This is a genomic window from Serratia sp. NCCP-200 (assembly GCF_059697885.1).
The window spans coordinates 183,424-203,526 of sequence record NZ_BAAKUJ010000002.1; the positions used below are offsets into that span (position 1 = coordinate 183,424).

The 20,103-nt window shown below is 57.4% G+C and carries 19 protein-coding genes; 1 reads left to right on the plus strand and 18 read right to left on the minus strand.

From position 1 onward, the window contains the following. The first annotated feature begins 93 nt into the window (after positions 1–93). The gene (gene loiP, locus AC6HVW_RS06130; RefSeq protein ID WP_021179773.1) at positions 94–846 is read left to right on the plus strand and encodes a metalloprotease LoiP; all 753 of its coding nucleotides are present in this window, start codon (positions 94–96) and stop codon (positions 844–846) included. Between the two features lie 56 nt (positions 847–902). Here loiP and AC6HVW_RS06135 read toward each other — a convergent pair whose 3' ends face one another. The 18 genes from AC6HVW_RS06135 to AC6HVW_RS06220 all read right to left on the minus strand — a co-directional run bounded on the left by AC6HVW_RS06135 (position 903) and on the right by AC6HVW_RS06220 (position 19,857). After that, on the minus strand, positions 903–2,540 hold the full coding sequence (locus AC6HVW_RS06135) for a thiamine pyrophosphate-binding protein (RefSeq protein WP_021806223.1): 1,638 nt from the start codon (positions 2,538–2,540) through the stop codon (positions 903–905). Between the two features lie 36 nt (positions 2,541–2,576). Then, positions 2,577–4,046, minus strand: coding sequence for an aldehyde dehydrogenase (locus AC6HVW_RS06140; protein ID WP_071681954.1), 1,470 nt, complete (start codon positions 4,044–4,046; stop codon positions 2,577–2,579). 16 nt (positions 4,047–4,062) lie between these two features. Continuing rightward, positions 4,063–4,857: an aspartate dehydrogenase gene (locus tag AC6HVW_RS06145; RefSeq protein WP_071681955.1), complete on the minus strand. Its 795-nt coding sequence runs from the start codon at positions 4,855–4,857 to the stop codon at positions 4,063–4,065. A gap of 13 nt (positions 4,858–4,870) precedes the next feature. After that, complete coding sequence (locus tag AC6HVW_RS06150; RefSeq protein ID WP_021806226.1) at positions 4,871–5,665, minus strand: SDR family oxidoreductase; 795 nt, start codon at positions 5,663–5,665, stop codon at positions 4,871–4,873. Then, complete coding sequence (locus AC6HVW_RS06155) at positions 5,662–6,480, minus strand: alpha/beta fold hydrolase (RefSeq protein WP_071681957.1); 819 nt, start codon at positions 6,478–6,480, stop codon at positions 5,662–5,664. The genes AC6HVW_RS06150 and AC6HVW_RS06155 overlap by 4 nt, the downstream gene beginning before the upstream one ends. Continuing rightward, on the minus strand, positions 6,480–7,004 hold the full coding sequence (locus AC6HVW_RS06160; protein ID WP_021806228.1) for a cupin domain-containing protein: 525 nt from the start codon (positions 7,002–7,004) through the stop codon (positions 6,480–6,482). The genes AC6HVW_RS06155 and AC6HVW_RS06160 overlap by 1 nt, the downstream gene beginning before the upstream one ends. A gap of 20 nt (positions 7,005–7,024) precedes the next feature. Next, positions 7,025–8,287, minus strand: a complete 1,263-nt coding sequence (locus AC6HVW_RS06165; RefSeq protein WP_021806229.1) for an MFS transporter — start codon at positions 8,285–8,287, stop codon at positions 7,025–7,027. Between the two features lie 24 nt (positions 8,288–8,311). Then, positions 8,312–9,523, minus strand: coding sequence for an NAD(P)/FAD-dependent oxidoreductase (locus AC6HVW_RS06170; RefSeq protein ID WP_071681959.1), 1,212 nt, complete (start codon positions 9,521–9,523; stop codon positions 8,312–8,314). Continuing rightward, positions 9,520–10,461, minus strand: coding sequence for a VOC family protein (locus tag AC6HVW_RS06175; RefSeq protein ID WP_071681961.1), 942 nt, complete (start codon positions 10,459–10,461; stop codon positions 9,520–9,522). Before AC6HVW_RS06175 ends, AC6HVW_RS06170 begins: the two co-directional genes overlap by 4 nt. A 405-nt stretch (positions 10,462–10,866) precedes the next feature. Further along, positions 10,867–11,661 carry an IclR family transcriptional regulator gene (locus tag AC6HVW_RS06180; RefSeq protein ID WP_021806232.1) on the minus strand — a complete coding sequence of 265 codons (795 nt, stop codon included), beginning with the start codon at positions 11,659–11,661 and terminating at the stop codon, positions 10,867–10,869. 36 nt (positions 11,662–11,697) lie between these two features. Further along, the gene (locus tag AC6HVW_RS06185; protein ID WP_059201723.1) at positions 11,698–12,453 is read right to left on the minus strand and encodes an SDR family oxidoreductase; all 756 of its coding nucleotides are present in this window, start codon (positions 12,451–12,453) and stop codon (positions 11,698–11,700) included. Continuing rightward, complete coding sequence (locus AC6HVW_RS06190) at positions 12,450–13,493, minus strand: Rieske 2Fe-2S domain-containing protein (protein ID WP_071681962.1); 1,044 nt, start codon at positions 13,491–13,493, stop codon at positions 12,450–12,452. Before AC6HVW_RS06190 ends, AC6HVW_RS06185 begins: the two co-directional genes overlap by 4 nt. 20 nt (positions 13,494–13,513) lie before the next feature. Further along, on the minus strand, positions 13,514–13,822 hold the full coding sequence (locus tag AC6HVW_RS06195) for a recombinase-like helix-turn-helix domain-containing protein (protein ID WP_024484370.1): 309 nt from the start codon (positions 13,820–13,822) through the stop codon (positions 13,514–13,516). A 2-nt stretch (positions 13,823–13,824) separates the two neighbouring features. Continuing rightward, positions 13,825–14,142, minus strand: coding sequence for a Rieske (2Fe-2S) protein (locus AC6HVW_RS06200; protein ID WP_021179759.1), 318 nt, complete (start codon positions 14,140–14,142; stop codon positions 13,825–13,827). A 246-nt stretch (positions 14,143–14,388) separates the two neighbouring features. Next, positions 14,389–15,261, minus strand: a complete 873-nt coding sequence (gene rluF, locus AC6HVW_RS06205; protein WP_071681964.1) for a 23S rRNA pseudouridine(2604) synthase RluF — start codon at positions 15,259–15,261, stop codon at positions 14,389–14,391. A gap of 111 nt (positions 15,262–15,372) precedes the next feature. Continuing rightward, positions 15,373–16,293 (minus strand): agmatinase, encoded by a 921-nt coding sequence (speB, locus tag AC6HVW_RS06210; protein ID WP_021179757.1) that lies wholly within the window; start codon positions 16,291–16,293, stop codon positions 15,373–15,375. 142 nt (positions 16,294–16,435) lie between these two features. Beyond that, entirely contained in the window at positions 16,436–18,598 is a 2,163-nt protein-coding gene (locus AC6HVW_RS06215; protein WP_071681966.1) for a peptidase domain-containing ABC transporter, read from the minus strand. A 2-nt stretch (positions 18,599–18,600) separates the two neighbouring features. Further along, positions 18,601–19,857 (minus strand): HlyD family secretion protein, encoded by a 1,257-nt coding sequence (locus tag AC6HVW_RS06220; RefSeq protein WP_071681968.1) that lies wholly within the window; start codon positions 19,855–19,857, stop codon positions 18,601–18,603. Between the last annotated feature and the right edge of the window lie 246 nt (positions 19,858–20,103).

Consider the following 20,103-nt stretch of genomic DNA (forward strand, 5'->3'; position numbering starts at 1 on the left):
ATATAGCTATTTCGGCCAAGCCTGCCGTACACTAGGCTATGCGCAGAATAATGGCAGCAGATCCCCCCTTAACTATCACAGGACGATAGAACGATGAAAATCCGTACTTCTTTGATTGCACTGAGCATTACTGCTTTATTGAGCGGCTGTCAAAACCTTAATACCGATACCCTACTACAATCCGGCGCCCAGGCCTACCAGGCAGCGACGCTGAGCGATAGCGACGTCAAGGCACTCAGTGATAAATCCTGTGCAGAGATGGATAGCAAGGAGCAAATCGCGCCAGCAAGCAGCGACTATACCAAGCGCCTGAACAAGATTGCCGCCGCGTTGGGGGATAACATCAACGGTACCCCTGCAAACTACAAGGTTTACGTGACCAAAGACGTCAATGCCTGGGCGATGGCCAACGGCTGTATCCGCGTCTACAGCGGTCTGATGGACATGATGGATGATAACGAAGTCGAAGGCGTACTGGGCCATGAAATGGGCCACGTTGCGCTGGGCCACACTCGTAAAGCCATGCAGGTCGCTTATGGGACAGTGGCATTACGTACCGCAGCATCTTCAGCTGGCGGCGTAGCAGCCTCACTGTCTCAGTCGCAGTTGGCCGATCTGGGCGAAAAACTGGTCAATGCCCAGTTCTCACAAAAACAGGAAAGTGAAGCGGATGATTACTCGTTCGATCTGCTGAAGAAACGCGGCATCAATCCAGAAGGTCTGGCTACCAGTTTCGATAAACTGGCGAAATTAGACGGTGGTCATGAAAGCAGCATGTTTGACAGCCACCCAACTTCCGAAGCCCGTGCCAAGCACATTCGCGATCGCATCGCCGCTGGTAAGTAACGCTATGTTCCCTCTCTTGGGAGTACGCCTCTGGAGAGAGGGAACCGAGTAAGCAATCAGTACAGCTTCTGCGGTGGGCCAGCGAAGGTCAACGGCCCAACGCTTTTCATATCAACCTCTACCACCGATGGCCCAGGGTAATTAATCGCCTCCGCCAGCACGCCGCCAAACTGCGCAGCATCGCTTACTTTCCAAGCTTTCAGCCCCATCGCCTCTGCTACCTGGCAGAACGCCGGGGTATGCAGTTCGTTATAATACTGGCGTCCAGAGAAATACTTGTCCTGAATGCCACGCATCACGCCATAACCGCCGTCGTTCATGATCAGCAAGGTGATATTGGCCTGTTCCTGCGCCATGGTTGCCAGTTCCCCCAGGCCCAGCGCCAAACCGCCGTCCCCGACCAAGCCAACTACCTTACGCTGCGGGTTGGCAATGGCTGTGCCGATCGCCATCGGTAACCCCATGCCGATCGCTCCTGCCAGCGAGTGAATATTGCATAAAGGCGAGATGGCCCGGAACAGGCGGCTACCCCATACACTGCCAGAAACGGTGATATCACGTACCAGCAGGCCATCCTGCGGCAGCGCGGCGGCGATGGCATCGTTCAGTTTGGCATATTCACCAGACTGCTGGCGCAGCGCCGTTTCGGCCAACTCAACCGCGCGGCCAATCTCGGCATCCCACTCGGCATTCACTTTCTCGCCGGGGGCCAGGCGTGCTGCCAGCGCACTCAGTAAGGCGGAACAGTCGCCATAAACCTGTTCATCCGCCAGATAATTGCGGTTGGCTGCTGCCGGATCGATATCAATCTGTACCAGCGGACGCGGCAGAGGGAGTGACCAGGTACGAGTTTCGTTACTCCGCAGGCGGGAACCGGCCACCAGCGTCAAATCACACTGCGTCAGGATCGCCTCAACGCTTGGTGAGTTGTGGAAGGCCCGCAGGCTGCGCGGATGGCTATCCGGTAAAATCCCACGCCCATGGGTGCTGGAGATCACTACCACACCGGCATCCGCCAACTGTTTCACCGCCTCACGACAGGCCAGCGCACCACCACCAACCCACAGCAATGGACGTCTGGCGCGTTTTACTAGCTGATAAAGACGTTCAACCGCTGCTTCATCCGCAGCAGGCAACGCAGGAGGCAGTACCACCTTCCCTACCAGGCTGGCGGGGACCAGGCTGTTCTGAATATCGATCGGGATCTCTACCGCCACCGGGCCACAAGGCACGGTCTGCGCATCCAGAATGGCACGCTGGATCACCGCGACCGCCTGCTCCGGCGAGTTCACCCGGTAAGCCTGTTTAGAACAGGCGCGCAGGAAGCCCAGTTGATCCTTGGTTTCATGGATAAACCCGGCATCCGCATCCAGGTAGGCTTTCTCTACCTGCCCGGTGATATGCAACAGCGGCGTATTGGCATTCAGCGCTTCAATCATCGCACCGACGGCGTTACCCGCTCCGGCACCGGTACTTGTCAGCGCCACCCCCAAGCCAGAAAAGCGCCCGTGGGCATCGGCCATGGTTACAGCACCTGCCTCACCGCGCGCCGGTACAAAACGGATCGCGCCACGCTGCCCAACGGCATCGGCAATCGGCAGATTGTGGATCGAGATGATGCCGTACATTGCCGCCACCTCGTACTGTTCCAACGTTCGGGCTATCGCCTCACCAACCGTAATTTTTTCGCTCATCGTCTGCCTTCTTATTGTCTTTGATCGTAGGGTACGTCAGTCGCTCCAGCGGTTAGGCTGATTGCTGAGGGAGAGATACAAACTCTTTTGCTGCATATAGGCCTGGATGCCATGCAGGCCCTTTTCGCGCCCCAGGCCGCTTTGTTTAAAGCCACCAAACGGTGTGGAAATCGAGAATGTCTTGTAGGTATTGATCCAGACGGTGCCGGTTTCCAGCTGTTCCGCCAGCGCCATCGAGCGGGCAAAATCACGGCTCCAGATCCCGGCAGCCAGGCCATAGATCGAGTCGTTGGCCTGTTCGATCAACTGCTGTTCATCATCAAACGGCATCACCACCAGCACCGGGCCAAAGATCTCTTCCTGGCAGGTGCGAGCACTGTTGCTCAGCCCTTCAATAATGGTTGGCAGGTAATAGCTGCCCTGAGCCAACTGCGGATCGGCAGGAGCTTCACCGCCAATGAGCACCCGGCCCCCTTCCTGCTGGGCCAAGGCCACGTAGTCCGCCACGCTCTGGCGATGCTTGTCGCTGATCAGCGGGCCGAGGTGGACACCGGCTTGCAGCGGGTTACCAATACGTAGCCCGGCGGTCAGCTCGCATAAACGGGCCAACAGCGGCTGATACAGCGAGCGGTGCACAAACAACCGTGAACCGGCGATACATGCCTGCCCGGCCGAGCTGAAAATGCCGTAACAGATGCCACGCGCCGCCTGTTCCAGATCCGCATCTTCCAGCACGATGGTGGGCGACTTGCCCCCCAACTCTAACGATGTAGGGATCAGTTTTTCTGCGGCAATATGTGCCAAATGACGGCCAGTGGAGGTCCCGCCGGTGAAGGAGATCTTTTTCACCAACGGATGGCGAGCCAAGGCTTCACCAATCACCGAGCCCTTGCCCGGCAATACGCTGAGCAATCCGGCAGGCAAACCTGCCTGCTCAAACAGTTCGGCCAGTTTCAGCGCCATTAACGGCGTGGCTTCTGCCGGTTTCAGTACCACCGCATTCCCTGCCGCCAGCGCCGGAGCCACCTTCTGCATTTCACTGGCAATCGGTGAGTTCCACGGCGTGATCGCCGCTATCACACCCAGCGGCTGATACTGGCTTAGCGTCATCGCATCACGGTTACGCTGGGTGGGAAGCTCACCCTCCAACACCTCGCAGGCGGCAGCAAAATAGCGAGCCGTGGCCGCCGCACTCATGACCAGACCACGGGTTTCCGCCAGCGGTTTGCCATTGTCACGGGTTTGCAGCTGCGCCAGGGCTTCCACTTGTTCAGTAATCAAATCGCTGACGCGATGCAGGATCGCCGCGCGCTGATGCGGCACCAATCCACGCCAGCTCGGCTCGCGCCAGGCTTTTTCTGCCGCCGCAACCGCCTCATTCACATCCTCGACGTTGGCCGCTCGCAGGCGAGCATTCACGCTGCCATCCGCCGGGAAAACTGAACTCATCTCTTCGCCGCGCCCTTCGCACCAGCGGCCGGCAAGAAAAATCTTTAATGTTTCCATGCTTTGCTCCTGCCATTCAGGCAATAAAACCGCCGTCCACCAAACTGCGGCAGGCTTGTACCGCACTCAGCGCCGCCAGCGTTGACGTTTTCGGGTTGCTGGCCAACGGGGTGCCGCACAGCTCAATCTGGAACTCGCCAAACTGACCACACACCTGTAGGCGGTGAGTATTACGTTGAGTATGAGGATCTACCTGCAAGCGTACCCGCGTGGCATCCATCCCCAAGCCATGCAGCGCAATGGTGGCCGCTACGTTGGCGTTGGCCGGGAACAGGCTTGCGGCTTCACGTGCCGATCCTTCAAAGAACACCTGCGCTTCGCTGACGGCATCCAGATTAATCAGCTTTTCCGCCGGGCTGCCGCGCCAACTGGCCGGGCTTTTGCTGGACTGGTAGGTCACGCTGTCCAACCCGCCTTCCCGCGCCGAAGCCAGACCATCCATACCTGCCACCGCCCCAGACAGCACGATCAGCCGCCCGTGGTAGCGTGAGCAGGCCTGCTGCAAACGCAGTTGCAATGCGGCATCGGCCAGGGCGCCAGTAGAGATCACCGCCAGCCGCCAGCCACGCTTAACGATAGCCTCACCAAACTCGGCGACCGCCTGCTGGCTAGCACACTCCAGCACCAAATCTGGTTGCTCGGTACACTGGTCAGGATGGGTCAGCGCCTGCACCTGTCCGGCAAACGCTGCGTCGATCTCGGCATGATGTGTTTCCCGAGCCACGATCCAACCGACTGCCACGCCCTCCGGCAGGCGCGCCAGCACCTCTTTTGCCATCGCGCCATAGCCAATCATCATGATCTTCTTCATCTTTTCAGTCCCGTCAGAGATGGCGATTGAAACCGCCGGAAACGTCCAGCGCCGCACCGGTGGTAAATGAGGCCAGGGGGGAGGCTAAAAACAGCAGCGCCCGCGCCGGTTCCTGCGGTTTACCCAAACGCCCCATCGGGATGCCACGCCGCTCGGCAATCGCCGCCGTCCACTGTTCCCAGCTTTGTTGTTGATCCTGGCGTTCGGCAAAGCGCCGCCGCCATTGGCCCGACTCCACCATGCCCAGCAGGATGGAATTGACGCGGACCCCTTTGCTCACCAGCTCTTTCGATAAGGTCAGCGTCATGTTGAGCAACGCGGCACGGGCTGCCGAGGTGGCAATCATGTGCTCTTCCGGCTGTAGAGCCAGCAGTGAGTTAACGCAGGTAATGGAGGCGATATCCGAGCGCTCCAACGCCGGTAAAAAGGCCTGCACCGGATTGATCACCCCGAACAGTTTCAGCTCTGCCTCATGCAACCAGGCTTCGCGCGGTGTTTGATCAAAATGCGCCACAAACCCCTGCCCGGCGTTGTTGATCAACATATCCACTGCGCCAAAATGCGTGCTGACCTGCTCGGCAAACTTGGCAACCTGCTCGGCGTCGAGCACGTCGCAACGTAACGCCAGGATCTCCGCCTGCGGGAACTCTTCACGCAGGCTAGCCTCGGCGCTGGCCAGTTTGTCCTGATTGCGGCCACAGAAAGCGACTTTCGCCCCTTCAGCCAGCAACAGACGCAGCGTTTCAAAACCGATCCCCGAGGATCCTCCGGTGACCACCGCCACTCGCCGTTCAATCTGAAAATTCATGGTTGGATTGCCCCCGTAAAGTCCTGCAAATAGCGGTTAAACCGCGCTGGCGCATCGAGATAGCTGGCATGCCCCGCTGCATCAATCAGACGCATTGTCGCATCATGCTGTTGCGCCAACGTTGCGGCCCCCTGCGGTGGCGTGATGCGATCGACACTGCCACACCACACCTGTAACGGGCCGCGATAGCGCACCAGGTAGCGGTTGATATCGTCATTGGCCAACATCCAGGCGGCGCTGAGAAAACCGGCCGGATCAAGTTGCTGCATACCGCTGCGTACCCAGGCAATATCCTGTGGTTCCGCATCGTCACGCAGCAATGCTGCCGCACGCTGTTCACCGTAGCCCTGTGGGCCAAGCGTTTCGATCATCTGTTTGCGTTGGCCAAACACCTGCTGGCGTTTTTCCAGCGGCGCAGTGGCATAACCCTGAGCCGGGTCGGCCAGTACCAGTCCACTCAACCCATCCGGGTTGGCAGCGGCAAAGGCACTGCCGATCAACGCACCGAGCGAATGCCCCACGATCAGCGGCTGTTGCAACTGCAACTCGGCAATCAGCTCCACCAGCGCGTTGGCATAAGCGGCAGCATCTGGCTGTGCCTGTGCCAGCGCTGCGCTACCGCCATAACCCGGAGCATCCCAGGCAATCAGGCGGTGGCCGTCGGTCAGGGCGCGATCGCTGAACTGCTTCACCCACGAAGCAGAACCGGAACTGATGCCATGCAGCAGCACTACTGCCCGGCCATGCCCGGCTTCACGCCAACTCAGCCGCTGGCCTCCACAATCCGCCTGCTGGCGTTCCGGTAAGCTGTTCATCAGTTACGCTTCACTTTTGACAACGGATGATCGGCCGGGTAAGTCGGGGTTTCCGGCTTGGCAGTACCGAGCATCACGCACATCAGCGCTTCCTCTTCGCCGTGATTGAACAGACCGCGATAAACCCCCGCCGGGACAGAAATCAGATCGCGCTCTTTCAGGATGGTTTCGTAATACTCTTCACCGTCCTGGATCATCAGCGTGATTTTGCCCTTGAGCATAAAGAACACTTCTTCAACGTCGTCATGCAGGTGCAATGGCCCTTCACATTTCGACGGCAGCACCATGGTGGAGAAGGTAAAGTTCCCCGCAGGAATGGTGTTGGTGTCGCTGACGACGCCGGTGGCACCGGTGCCGATATAGCGCATCTGCGCACGGCGGTACTTCGGATCGTAATCGGCCTGGAACTTCAGCGCGTTCCAGTCATATTTACGGCCTTCAAAACGGGCGATACGCGATTCCACCCAGTTTTCCATCGTCAGATCCTGCGGCTTGATGCCGGCTTTATTCTCAACCTGGGACATGTTGTCTCTCCTTCGTTGCATCAATACTTATTCAGTAACGGCAGCAGAATGGCGCAGCCAACAAAGGCCATCACCACCAGGAACAGCAAACCGTTATCCATATTGCCGGTGGCGGCGATCAGAGCCCCCATCAGCACCGGTGCCAATGCGCCGGCAAAATTACCCAACCCGTTAAACACCCCACCAGCGGTAGCGCTCACCCGGCTACTGGTGGCCTTGGCCAACAGCGCGAAGATGTTTGGCGCGCCGGCTCCCCACATAAAGGTGCTGAAGGACATGGCGGCGATCACGCTGTAGGTGCCCTGCATATACAGAACGACACCCAAACCGATCCCGGCACCGCATAGCGAGATGAAACAGGCCAATGCGCGGCGATCCATCTTGTCCGACAGCCAGGCCCCCACCACCTCGCCAAGCAACATGGCAATAAACGGCAGTGACGACAGGTATCCGGCGTGCTCCAGATGAATGCCTTTCCCTTCGATCAGATAGCTCGGCAGCCAGCCGTTCATGCCCCATAGGTAGGTGAGAAAAGCGATGTTAAACAGGCAAATCATCCAGAAATGCGGGGTACTGAACAGTTCGCGGCGCAGCTGTTTACGCTCGGCAACGGCCGGTTTACTGGTGGTGCTGGCCGCCGGACGTGCCACGTTAAGGTGACGCATACCAAACAGCACCAACAACATCACCGGCACGGTCAGAAACGCCATAAAGAAGAAGGTGGTTTCCCAGTTAAAGCGGCTGAGAATGAACAGCGTGACCGGGAAGCCCAGTGCTGCGCCAATCGGGGTTCCCAGCAGCCACAGCATGGTGGCTCGCGCCTGGAGACGTTGCGGAAAAGCCTGGCGCACGATGGCATAGGCCATTGGCAACAGCGGCCCTTCGGCGATGCCCAGCAGGATACGCAGCGTCATCATGGTGTGATAAGAGCGCGTCATCCCCATCAGCACCATCAGTACGCCCCAGGTCACCATCATGCCAATCAGCACCTTGACCGGATTGAGCCGATCGCCAATGCCGCTCAACAGCATCGAAGAGAAGCCGTAGGAGAACAAAAAGGCGCTCATCAGCAGCCCGAGCCGGGTGGGATCAAAGCCGATGCCCATCGCCTGCTGAAACTCGTGGTCAGAAAACAGCGCGGCAATGCTGATCTTGTCGAAAAACGCCAGCAACACGCAGGCAAACAGGGCTGCCGGCACCGACCAACGCACGCTGGTTGGCGAATTTTCGGCAACAGCATCCCCCACCCGACCGCTGCGGGCGTCAATATCTTGCGTAGTCATAAAACGCTCCCTTTGGGTCGGGCGTTATTTCAACGCCATCAGAGAAAATTCCACATCCGCCAGTTGCTGCGGATCCAGTACCCGGCCGCTGGCCAGCCAGCGTTTACCCAGCTTGATGGTGCGCGCGTCGTTAAACGCCACCAGTTGCACCAGTTGCCGATCGGCATTCAGGGTGAAGAACAGTTTTGACTGCGGCGTACGGCGCACTATCTGGTGAACGCCGCCGGTAGGGACGCCCAGGATTTGGATATTGGCGTCGTATTGATCCGACCACAGCCAGGCAACATCATCGTAAGGTGCGGCAAACGCATCCAACATCGCGCAAGCGGTGCTGATCGCCTGATTCTGTGCGTAGGCCCAGGATTGCAGACACAGGCCGAGGGTGGGATGGCGCGCAACATCGCCTGCAGCAAAAATGGCCGGGTGGCTGGTACGCCCTTGCCCATCTACGACGATCCCGCCCTCAAGCTTCAGCCCGGCGCTGTGGGCCAGTTCCAGATTCAGTTCAACGCCAATGCCAACGACCACCAGGTCGAAGGGCTGCGCAGCACTGCTGGCGCTGCCAATCCAGGCTTCACCCTCGCGATCTTCAAGCGTGATTTCGCCGCAGTCGCAACGCACGGTGACGCCTTGCTGTTGATGCAGTTCCAACAATGCCTGGGAAACGCTAGCCCCTACGCTACGCATACACAGCGCGGCTTGGCGCTCAAACACCGTCACGTCAACACCCAGCTTGCGGGCAGAGGCGGCAATCTCCAGCCCGATCCAGCCACCACCCACAATCGCCAGCTTTTGGCATTGCTGTAGGCCCTGGCGCAGGCGTGCCGCATCATCCCAGGAACGCAGTGTCATCACTCGCGGGTGCTTGGCCCAGTTCGCATCAGGCAGGCGTGGTCGGCCACCGGTCGCAATCAGCAGTTGATCAAACTGCAGCTGGCTGCCGTCGCTGAGCGTGACGATTTGCTGCTGCCCGTCGATGGCTTCGGCACGTAGCGGACGGTGCCAATCGATATTCATCCCGGCCACCACCTCTTCACTGAACAGGCGGCTGAGTGGCGCATTGCCATCCAACAGCGCCGCCTTGGAGAGCGGTGGGCGTTCGTAAAAATCATAAGGCTCGTCACTGATCACCGACAGCTTGCCGCTATAACCGCGATCGCGCAGCGTTTTCGCTGCCCAACCACCGGCCTGGCCGCCGCCGATAATGACAATGCCTGCACGGGTTGGTTGACTCATACCGCCCCCGGCTTCTTATGTTGGCGGCGGGTATCGTGATCGATACCGCCTTCGACCGCCCATTCGGTAAACGACACCAGCGAATGCTCCAGCTCACGCGGCTGCCAGTTTTCCGTCAGGTAGTCATCATTGGTGTAATACTCAAAGGCTCCGCCGGTCGGGCTGTTGACGTACCAAAAATAAGCCGAGGAGATCGGGTGGCGGCCTGGGCCTATAAAGGTGCTCCACTGCCCTTTATTCATCGCGATGCCGCCGCCGATCACTTCATGGATATCGCGTACGGTGAAGGCGACATGGTTCAGGCCCCGTGGGCGGTTAGGCAGTTTCAGCAGGAACAGGTTGTGATGGCCACCGCGTGCCTGGGTGCGCAGGAAGACGGCGCGATCGATATAGCGGTCGGAAACCTGGAAACCAAGCAGATCGCAGTAGAAGCGTTCGGTAGCAGCCAAATCCTCAACGAAGAACACTACGTGGCCAATATTGACCGGCTCGGCTTTGGCATAAACCGGGCTAGGCTGGTCGATGCGGCGTACATCGCCCCATTGGTTGATCGGCGAAACGGGCAGCTCCACCGGTTGCTGCGCAGTAACGGCAAAACGCAGCGTCATACCGTTGGGATCGCGGCATTCCAACTCTTCGCCGACGTGGCGAAAGCCAGGCATCTGCGCCAACAGGGGTTGCAACGCAGCCAGTGCCGCAGGGCTTTCAACTGCCCAGGTCATACGGCGCAAGGTCGAACCTGCCTCAAACGCGGCCGGTAAGACCTCGCTGTCTTGCGGATACAGCACCACGCTAGCCCCGCTCAACGTGGTAAATTCACGGCGCGGTTCGCCCCAATGCTGTAGCGTCGGTTGCAGACCGAAGTCCTGCATAAACTTTTCGCACGTTGGCAGATCTTCAACGCCAAATTCCAGCTTTTCGATTCCGGTTATGCTCATTATTGTGCCTCACGTTCTCGCTGAATGCGTTTTTCAGGCATGATCGACCCCGGCCCATGAAGCTCATGAGTCTTATCCCTGCCTGAGTTATAAGGCTGTGTCCCTCAATTGAACGTGGTGCCGTCGCAGTCCCAAAAGCCCGTAATCAAGGCGGAGGGTGCAGGGCCTGGTGGACCAAGTTCAAGCCCGACAACGCTGAGTACGGGCTTTTGGGGCGCGACCCTTCGGGCTGGGGCCATTTGAACGCGTATCTGCGTTTCTCCCCGCTTATTTGGGCCCACCAAACTGCACGGCTCGTGCCTTGCTACGCGTCCAAATGACCTCCAGCGGCGCTCACGTGCAATTGAGGGACACAGCCTCGTAATGGGCGAATAGCTTCGCCCAGACAACAAAGCGTTTGGCTAGTTAGCCGACGTTAGCCTGCGGTGGCGCGCCCAACAGGCCGGAAATTTTCACCGCAGCGTCCCGGACTTCCATGCGCAACCGCTCGCGATCGGCCTTTGGGATCTCATCGGACGGCACCATAATGCTGACCACCGCTTCCACCCGCTGCTCGCGGTTAAAGATCGGATAGACGATCGAGGAAATGCCGTGGCGGTAGAAGGATTCGCCAATCACATAGCCACGGGCCTTATCCTGCTGCACCATCTGCCACAGCGCTTCGCGATTGGCCGGTGTCCCTGGAGCCGCATCGGGCAAGGCTTCATGCGGGAACAGGCGTTCAAACTCTTCCCGGCTGGTGCTGGTCAGCAGCATCCGGCCAAGCGAGGTACGGTGCACCGGTAAACGGGTACCCACGCTGACCTGGTTGATCTGCGAGCCAGCCGCGCTGACGCGGGCGATATAGATCACATCATGCCCATCGCGGATCGCCAGATGGCTGCTGCATTGACTGCGATCGCGCAATTGCTCGATCACCGGTTGACCAGCCTGGGCCACGTCCAGCGAGGCGATATATTCAAAGCCCAGACGCAGCACTTTGATCCCCAACGCAAAGGTATTGGTGCGCGGATTGCGCTCCAAAAAACCCAGATGCTCCAGCGTTTGCACCACGCGGTAGGCGGTTGCCTTTGGCATATCGACCAGGCGATGTAATTCTGCAAAGGTCATTTCCTTATGCTGCTCGCCGAAGGCCAGCAGCAGTTGTAACCCGCGATCCAGCCCCGGGATCAGATATTTACACGCTTGGTCGTCTGCCATGTGCTGCTCCTAAATGTTTGCCTGTCCGTCAGGCGGTCAGTTAAACACAAAACCACCGTTGACCGGTATCAGTTGGCCGGTGACAAAATCCGCCAGCGGCGACAGTAGATAGAGCACGCTACCGGTTACATCGTCCGGATGCTGTGCGCCTGCCAGTGCCCGGCCTTGCTCGTAAAGCTGATGCCGTTCGGCAGGGACGTATTCGGTGGCTTCAACGCGCGTCAGGCCCGGTGCAATGGCGTTGACGCAGATGCCCTGCGGCCCCAGCTCGCGCGCCATGGAGCGGGTCATCGAGATGATCGCCCCTTTGCTCGCCACATAGGCCATCAGTTTCGGCGCGCCCCACAAGGCGGTATCCGAGGCAACATTGACGATTTTGGCGTGCGGCGTTTGGGCTAATAATGGCACCGCCGCCTGACTCACCAACCAGGTCCCCCGCACGTTGACCTGCATGACCTTGTCCCACAGCTCAATGTCGTATTCCATCATGGTTTTGCCACCGACACCGGTTGCCATCGCGGCGTTGTTCACCAGCCCGTCGATCGCGCCGCCCTTGGCAATCGCACTGAACGCCGCAGTGATGGATTGTGGTGAAGCCAGATCGATAACCTGAGCTTCAACCTGTGCCCCCTGCTCACGCAGGCTGGCGGCGCTGTCCTGCAACTCCTCCGCCAGGATATCGCACATCACTACGCTGGCCCCGGCCTGAGCCACCGCAGCGGCAAAGCTGCGCCCCAGCCCACGCGCCGCTCCGGTGACTACGATACGCTTTCCTGCCAGCAAGCCGCTCACTGTGCCGCCTCCAGCTCGCTGAGCGTTGCCAGCTGCTTTTGTGCCTCTTTCTGCATCATACGGCGCAGGCGGGAGAGGCCCACGTCATGCTGATACAGGTATTCACGACCGCGCGCGTTCGGTGCCATGTTCTCCAGCACGATGCGATCCTGCTCCAGTACGTCCCAGTGCAGTTCTTCCAGACGGTTGCGGTACATAAAACGCCATGCGTCACGCTGCCAGTCTTTCACTTTGCGGATACGCCAGAAGAATACCCGGCAGTGATCTTTATCTTCCGGCACCACCATACCGATGATCCAGAAGTGGCCGCCCGGCCCAAAACGCTTTTTGTAAGGGATCGACAGGCGCATCCAATAGGCACCGCTGCTGCCAAATTCGACCCAGTCGAAGTTCACGCCAATCTGGCCGTTCTTTTTAAAGATGAAACCGCTGTCGGTAGGTTCCAGCGCCATATCGGCCTTGCGATCCCCTTCCGCCATCGAATGTGATGAAGAGTGCAGGTAGGTGCCATGCATCGGATCCATCACGTTTTCCAATGCGTATTGATAGTTACAGTCCCAGCTGGCGGTACACAGGAAGCTACTGTAATTGGCCTCATCCGCCAGTTCCTGCGGGAAGCTCAGTTCGGCAGGCTGTTCGTCGGCGGTGACGCCGAAATACAGGAACACCGCACCGTAAGCCTCTTTCGCCGGGTAGGATTTCAGGCATTTCTGCCCCACCAGCGGGCAACGGTCCACCGCTGGCACATCTTTAACTTCGCCATCGCCACCCACTTCAACGCCGTGATACCAGCAGGCAATACGATCGCCAAGGTTCCAGCCCATCGACAGGCGCGCGCCACGATGCGGGCAACGATCTTCCAGTGCGTGGATCGCCCCTTGTTTATCGCGCCACACCACGATCTGTTGTTCAAGACGGGTGATGCCCACCGGGTTGTTACCCACTTCCCAACTGGCCAATACCGGGTACCACATACCGCGCAGGCCCTGATCCAGATAGTCTTGTACCGTCTGCGCGGAGGATGTTGTGTTTGCTGTCATTGTCCTTCTCCCTGTGCGGCTCAGAAACCGTTGACGTGTAGGAATTCGCGGAACGTGGCTTCATTCCATGGCTGACCACTGCGATCGAACAGGCGACGCTGATTGAGCGCGCTGACGATCTGCTCCAGCTCCTCAGCCCCTTGCTCGAAGATCTCTTCCAGCGCGGCCACCAACGAGGTTTCAAACCCATCAGGCACGCGTGCCCGGGTTTGCCAGATCACATTCTGAAACTGGCCGGGTTGGTGGATTTGGCCGTTGCCGCCCTCACGCGCCGGGATCACCTGTTGGGTATCCGGCAGCCAAGGGTTGAAATCGGTAATGTGCTGCATGCTTATTCCTCCGCGATAAAGGTGATTTGGATTTGATTGTCGATCACCCGGGTAGGGTAGGTTTGCAGATCACGGCCACCGGGTTCGCGCAGGCATTGGCCGCTACGCACATCGAACACCGCTTCGTGCAGTGGACACTCCACTTTTCCGTCATCAACAAACCCTTGGCTGAGCAAGGCATAGGCATGTGGGCAGACGTCTTCCAGCGCGTAATATTGACCGTCGATCAAATAGACGCCGACCTCTTTTCCCTCAATATTGGCGGAGAAAGGAAAATCTTCTTTAACTTGAGACACTTCGCACACGTTCTTCCAGCTCATTGCTTCTGTCCTCTATCTGATTGTTTCATATATGAAACTCAGTTTCTTATTTAATACAGTCACTATAGATATGGCGAATCTTTCGTCAAGCCAGCAAAGGGAAGAATGTTAATGATTGGTTATTTTAAAGTTACAACTGCGGAGTGGATCACGAAAAAATGCACTGGGGGTGAAAACAAAGCAAAACGGCCCCAGTCATCAAGACTGAGGCCGTTTAATCAGCAGTGATTGGCAGAAAACGCCGACTTAGCGCCCTTTCTTTTTGCGCCCTGGCTGAGCAAAACGCTTACGCGCTGGTGCTTGGCTGCCCGCTTTATCTGCGGCTTTCTGCCCGCCGCTCGACGGTTTTTTCACCGCAGGCTTGGGTTTGGCCGCTTTCTTGGTCGGTTTGGCCTCTGAGGACGAGTCCTCGATCAACTTAAACAACTCAACCAGTTCGTCGTCCGTCAGATCGCGCCATTCCCCTAACGGCAGCCCAGACAGGCCCACGTTCATGATGCGGGTGCGCTCCAGCTTGGTCACCTCATATCCAAAATGTTCACACATGCGGCGGATCTGGCGGTTAAGCCCCTGCACCAGCACGATACGGAACACAAAGGGGGCTTCTTTCTTCACCTTGCATTTCTTGGTCACCGTGCCCAGCATCGGCACTCCGGCACCCAAACCACGGATAAAATCGTCGGTCACCGGTTTGTTAACCGTGACCAGATATTCCTTCTCGTGATCGTTACCGGCACGCAGGATCTTGTTCACCAGATCGCCGTGGTTGGTAAGGAAGATCAGCCCCTGCGAGTCTTTATCCAAGCGTCCAATCGGGAAGACACGGGTACTGTGGTTGACGAAATCGACAATATTGTCTTTCTCACCGTCTTCGGTGGTGCTGACGATACCCACCGGCTTGTTCAGCGCAATAAAAATCAGGTTGTCTTCGTTACGGGGTTCAATCAGCTGCCCGTTAACCTTGACCACATCGCCAGCGAATACCCGATCGCCGAGCGCTACGCGCTTACCGTTGATAAAAACATTGCCCTGTTCGATGTAACGATCGGCATCGCGACGCGAGCAGATGCCGCTCTCGCTAATATATTTGTTGAGGCGTATAGATTGTTTAGTCAGCACGGTTCCTCCGTAAACGCGAAATACACTTTATCTTCACGGCAATATTTTCATGATGGGGTGCGGGAGATTCGGGGCGCAGCATACAGCGCCCCTCCCCATCCAGCAATCTGACTATGCCTGCTTTTTGGACGCTTGCAGATACAACATTTCCAGACCCAACGTCGCCGCAGCCAGTGCGGTGATCTCAGACTGGTCGTAAGCCGGAGCCACTTCTACCACATCCATGCCGACAATGTTCAGCGACTGCATACCACGCACCAGTTTCAGGGCGCGATCGGAGGTCAGGCCGCCGATCACCGGGGTGCCGGTGCCAGGTGCGAAAGCCGGATCCAGGCAGTCGATATCGAAGGTCAGATAAACCGGCATATCGCCAACGATCTGTTTGATCTGCGCCAGCAGATCGTCCACGCCGCGATCGTTAACCTGTGCAGCATCCAGTACGGTGAAACCGTTGTCACGATCGAACTCGGTACGGATACCGATCTGCACGGAGTGATTTGGATCGATCAGGCCTTCGTTCGGCGCATGGAAGAACATGGTGCCGTGGTCAAACTTGCTGCCGTTGGCATAGGTATCGGTATGGGCATCGAAATGCACCAGCGCCATTTTGCCAAAATGCTTGGCATGCGCGCGCAGCAGCGGCAGCGTAACGAAGTGGTCACCGCCGAAAGAGAGCATGCGTTTGCCGGCTGCCAGCAGTTTTTCTGCGTGCGCCTGCAGTTTGTCGCTCATATCCTGGGCATCACCAAAGTTGAATACCACGTCACCACAATCGACCACGTTCAGACGATCGCGCAGATCAAAGTTCCACGGCCAGCGCGCCCCTTCCCATGCCAGATTGGTAGAAACCTGACGGATCGCCGCAGGGCCATGACGCCCACCGGCGCGGCCGGAGGTAGCCATATCAAAAGGAACACCGGTGATCACCCACTCTGCATCGCTATCGTAAGGCATAAAATTCAGCGGAAAGCGCAGGAAACCAAAGGCGTTGGACACTAAGGAATTATCGGGCTGATGGCCTAAGGTACTCATATTTACCCTCATTTTTCAACGGTTCGCCCGTAGCCGGACGCTTGGGCGGTAGCAAAAAAAAATCCCTCCCGCGTCGTTAGCCCGACGAGAAAGGGATTTATTCGATGTCTGTTTCAATGGGTAGATTATCGCCGCAATTGGTTCACTCTTCAAGGTGCCCGTTGTCAGCAGATGCAGAAGAAGGGGCAACCAGCCTTCCGGCGACGAGTTCGACCACTCGATCGGCAGAGGCTATCATCTCTGGCCGGTGAGCGATCAGTATGATGGTTAGACCCAGATTGCGCAAAGTGCTGCCGATCAGGACTTCGTTGGTGACATCAAGATGGCTGGTTGCCTCGTCCAGGATCAGTAACCTTGGGCGTTTATATAATGCCCGGGCCAACAGCAGGCGCTGCTTTTGGCCCCCCGATAACGAATTCCCCATTTCCCCAATCAACGTCTGGTAGCCCATCGGTAACGCGATGATATCCTCATGCAGCTGTGCCAGTTGAGCACAGTGTTGCGCCCAATCCAGATCGCTGTGTTGAGAGAAAAAGGTGATGTTATCGAGTATTGCCCCACGGAATAGCCGATCCTCTTGCATCACCGCGCCGATCATTTGGCGAACCTGCCGATAGCCCGCATGATGATGATCGATGCCAAACACCTGCAACCGCCCGGCCGTTGGCGGGTAAAGCCCCAGCAGGATCTTCGCCAGGGTGGTTTTCCCGCAGCCGGAGCGGCCTACCAACGCCACCACCTCCCCAGGCATGATTCGCAACGCCGCTCCCGCCAGGATAGCGTTACCTCCCTGGCCGTAGCTGAAGGTGATATTTTCCAGTTCCACCACCGGGTGATCCTCTCTCTGCGCGGGGAAAGCTACGCTAAGAGATTCTGCCGCCTGAGCGCCGCCCTCCTTCTGGGTCAGCACAATATCTGCCAGCCGTTCGTTATAGACATCCAGCATGCGCCAGGCAAATGCCTTATCGATCAGGCCATTGATGCTGGCGGAAAAACGCCCTTGAAATGACATATATGCCACCAGCATGCCGATCGAAAACGAGCCCGACAGCACCGAATTGGCACCAAACCACAGCACCGCCGCGCCCACCAGGCTACCGATGACCTGGTTAATGATGTCGTAGCCGATGGCCAGCTTATGCTCACGCAGTTGGCTATTGCGTCTGGCGATATTCAGGTTACGCCAGGCCGATTCCCGCTGGGCCAGCGCCCCGTTAACCCGCAGGCTAAGCATGCCATGCAGCGTTTCCAGAAAGTGGCTTGATTCCAGGGTACCCGCCGTCCAACTGTCCTCCGCCGCCCGGCGCAGGGTGCGAAACCATAGCACGCGTAATAAGCCATAAATCAGCGCTGCAACTAGCGCCAGCATGGATAATGACACGCTGTAGAGCAACATCATGCCCAAGGTACCGACCACCAGCAATACGTCCAGCAGCGCCTCAAGGATGCTGGTGGTGAGCGTATCCTGAATGGTATCGACCGCATCAAACTTGGCGCTGACGTTACCAATGTCACGCTTCTCAAACCAGTCGATCGGCAGACGTAACAGGTGGTGGAACACGTTGGCCGTCCACTGCATATTGAAATTGACCGCCATGGTGATGGTGGCCCATTGCCGGGCCAGGCCAATCAACGTCTGGGTCGCACTCATCAGCAACATGGCAATGACGATCAGCACCAGCAGGCTATCATCCAGCGCCACCAGGACTTCATCGATCACGATCTGATTGATCAGCGGGCTAAGCAAGGCCAAGACTTCCAACGCCAGGGCAAAGCAGAAAATGCGCGCCAGCGCAGGCTTCAACCCTACGGTCTTACCAACCAATTCGGTCAGGCGCACTTTCTTGCGTTCGTCACGCTGCTCAAAGTCATGGGTTGGCGTCAGTTCCAGCGCGACGCCGGTAAAATGACGGTTAGCCTGTACCAACGACATGTTAACCGCCCCGCGTGCCGGATCGTGCAGTTCGAGCTCGTTGCCACGGACCCGTTTAAGCACCACAAAGTGGTTGAGATCCCAGTGCAAAATGCAGGGTACGGCCAGTTGGCTGAGCTCCTCCAGCTCTAAACGTACCGCACGCCCTGTCAATTTCAGGATCTGAGCGCACTCCATCAAATGCGCGAAAGTCATGCCCTGCATCGAAACACTGAATCTTGCACGCAGGCTGGGCAGATCAATACGGTAACCGTGCCAACCGGCGACCATCGCCAGGCAGGCTACTCCACATTCCGCCGACTCGGTTTGACGGATCAACGGCAAGCGGCGGTGCCAATGCAAATTCAGGTGCAAATGCTCGGTCCATTCCATGGCTATATTTTACCTTGCAGGCTCCATAACGGTTCCAGCAGCCATTCGTACAGCCGCCGCTTGTCCAGCTCGATATCTGCGGCCACTACCATGCCGGTGCGCAGTAATTCCTGACGGCCATACACGGTCACGCTGGGTTTATCTGGCACGACAATCACCCGGTAATGCCCCTCGTTTTCTTTCCATACCACCGGGTTATGTGGCATGACATCTGTCGGGCTGAGGCTGATGCGGGTCACTTCCCGCGTGGTGCCATACTGCACGCCAAATTTTTCATAGGGATAGGCCGCGAAACGCAGCCCAACGCGCTGATGAGGTTTGATAAACCCAACGGACTTGCTCGGCGCATACAGCTCAATCTGCATTTGGGCCGCCTGTGGCACCAACGTTAACAGCGGCTCATTTTGGTTGACCGTTTGCCCCGCCTTGACCAACACTGCAGCAACACGCCCAGCCACCGGAGCGGCCAGCGTGCTCTCCTCCTGCGATTGCAGCTCTATCTGTTGCTGCCTGATCCCTTGTAGTAACCGGTCCAGCTCCGCCCGGCGGCTTTGCCCCTGTTGCAACAAACTTCCCTGCTCCGTTTCAACCGAGGTCAACTCACGCTTTAGACGCTGTTGCACCTGCCGCTGGTTTTCGACATAACCTTCCGCGACCGCCAGTTCAATCTGCTTTTGCTGATACTCAAGCTCGGAGACATACTTCTGGCGAACCAAACGTTGATAACGCTCCATCATCGAGCGGGTTAGTGCCGCCTGGCGCAGCGTCTGTTTCAGAGCCCCATCGGCGCTGCGCAGTTCATCCTTCAATTGCCCTGCACGCTGCCGTAATCCCTGTATCTGCAGGGTATTGGCGGCAACCTCCTGATGCTGTTGCTGTACCAGCATCTGATACTGCTGCGCCAGGGAGTTCTTCAGCGTCGCCAAGGTGGCCAAACCCTGGCCGTCATAGCGTTCACCACTTAGCCGATAAAGTAATTGGCCTGCTGCAACCTCATCGCCTTCTTTAATCAGCAAGGCCTCAACCCGCCCTTGCGTACGCGCAACCACTTTGACGACACCGGTTGAAGGCATCACAACACCTTCCAGACGGGCTTTACGGGTATATTCGCCGCCAATTAAAAAAGCGATTAATGCAGCCACCAACAGCACGCTGGCACAGGCATAAAGCGTCATATCCGGGCTGGGGGAAATCAAAATCCCCCCTTCGGCTCGCGTGGCCTGGGCGGCAAAATAGGCCTGGCGGTAGAGACGCGTCACGTGATTGGATCAGCCAATTTAATCGTCTTGACGACGATATAACGTTGTTCTGGCAATCTATTATTAACCATAAATATTACCGTTCCCTGTAAATGAAATTAATAGCGATTATTATCAATCGACACTTGAGCATTAGTGATTTAATTAAAGGTGACAGATTGTTATTTACTTGATTTTTGAACAGAGGTTTTCTTTAACAATGAAATTACCAAAATAAACAGAACAACTCAACAACACCATCAAGTA

Coding starts and splice junctions, on each gene's coding strand:
- AC6HVW_RS06135 (WP_021806223.1), bottom strand. CDS start 2,540: ATGAGCGAAAAAATTACGGTTGGTGAGGCGATAGCCCGAACGTTGGAA.
- AC6HVW_RS06175 (WP_071681961.1), bottom strand. CDS start 10,461: ATGAGCATAACCGGAATCGAAAAGCTGGAATTTGGCGTTGAAGATCTG.
- AC6HVW_RS06150 (WP_021806226.1), bottom strand. CDS start 5,665: ATGAATTTTCAGATTGAACGGCGAGTGGCGGTGGTCACCGGAGGATCC.
- AC6HVW_RS06155 (WP_071681957.1), bottom strand. CDS start 6,480: ATGAACAGCTTACCGGAACGCCAGCAGGCGGATTGTGGAGGCCAGCGG.
- AC6HVW_RS06170 (WP_071681959.1), bottom strand. CDS start 9,523: ATGAGTCAACCAACCCGTGCAGGCATTGTCATTATCGGCGGCGGCCAG.
- AC6HVW_RS06140 (WP_071681954.1), bottom strand. CDS start 4,046: ATGGAAACATTAAAGATTTTTCTTGCCGGCCGCTGGTGCGAAGGGCGC.
- AC6HVW_RS06195 (WP_024484370.1), bottom strand. CDS start 13,822: ATGCAGCACATTACCGATTTCAACCCTTGGCTGCCGGATACCCAACAG.
- speB (WP_021179757.1), bottom strand. CDS start 16,293: ATGAGTACCTTAGGCCATCAGCCCGATAATTCCTTAGTGTCCAACGCC.
- AC6HVW_RS06145 (WP_071681955.1), bottom strand. CDS start 4,857: ATGAAGAAGATCATGATGATTGGCTATGGCGCGATGGCAAAAGAGGTG.
- AC6HVW_RS06160 (WP_021806228.1), bottom strand. CDS start 7,004: ATGTCCCAGGTTGAGAATAAAGCCGGCATCAAGCCGCAGGATCTGACG.
- AC6HVW_RS06180 (WP_021806232.1), bottom strand. CDS start 11,661: ATGGCAGACGACCAAGCGTGTAAATATCTGATCCCGGGGCTGGATCGC.
- AC6HVW_RS06215 (WP_071681966.1), bottom strand. CDS start 18,598: ATGGAATGGACCGAGCATTTGCACCTGAATTTGCATTGGCACCGCCGC.
- AC6HVW_RS06200 (WP_021179759.1), bottom strand. CDS start 14,142: ATGAGCTGGAAGAACGTGTGCGAAGTGTCTCAAGTTAAAGAAGATTTT.
- AC6HVW_RS06190 (WP_071681962.1), bottom strand. CDS start 13,493: ATGACAGCAAACACAACATCCTCCGCGCAGACGGTACAAGACTATCTG.
- loiP (WP_021179773.1), top strand. CDS start 94: ATGAAAATCCGTACTTCTTTGATTGCACTGAGCATTACTGCTTTATTG.
- AC6HVW_RS06165 (WP_021806229.1), bottom strand. CDS start 8,287: ATGACTACGCAAGATATTGACGCCCGCAGCGGTCGGGTGGGGGATGCT.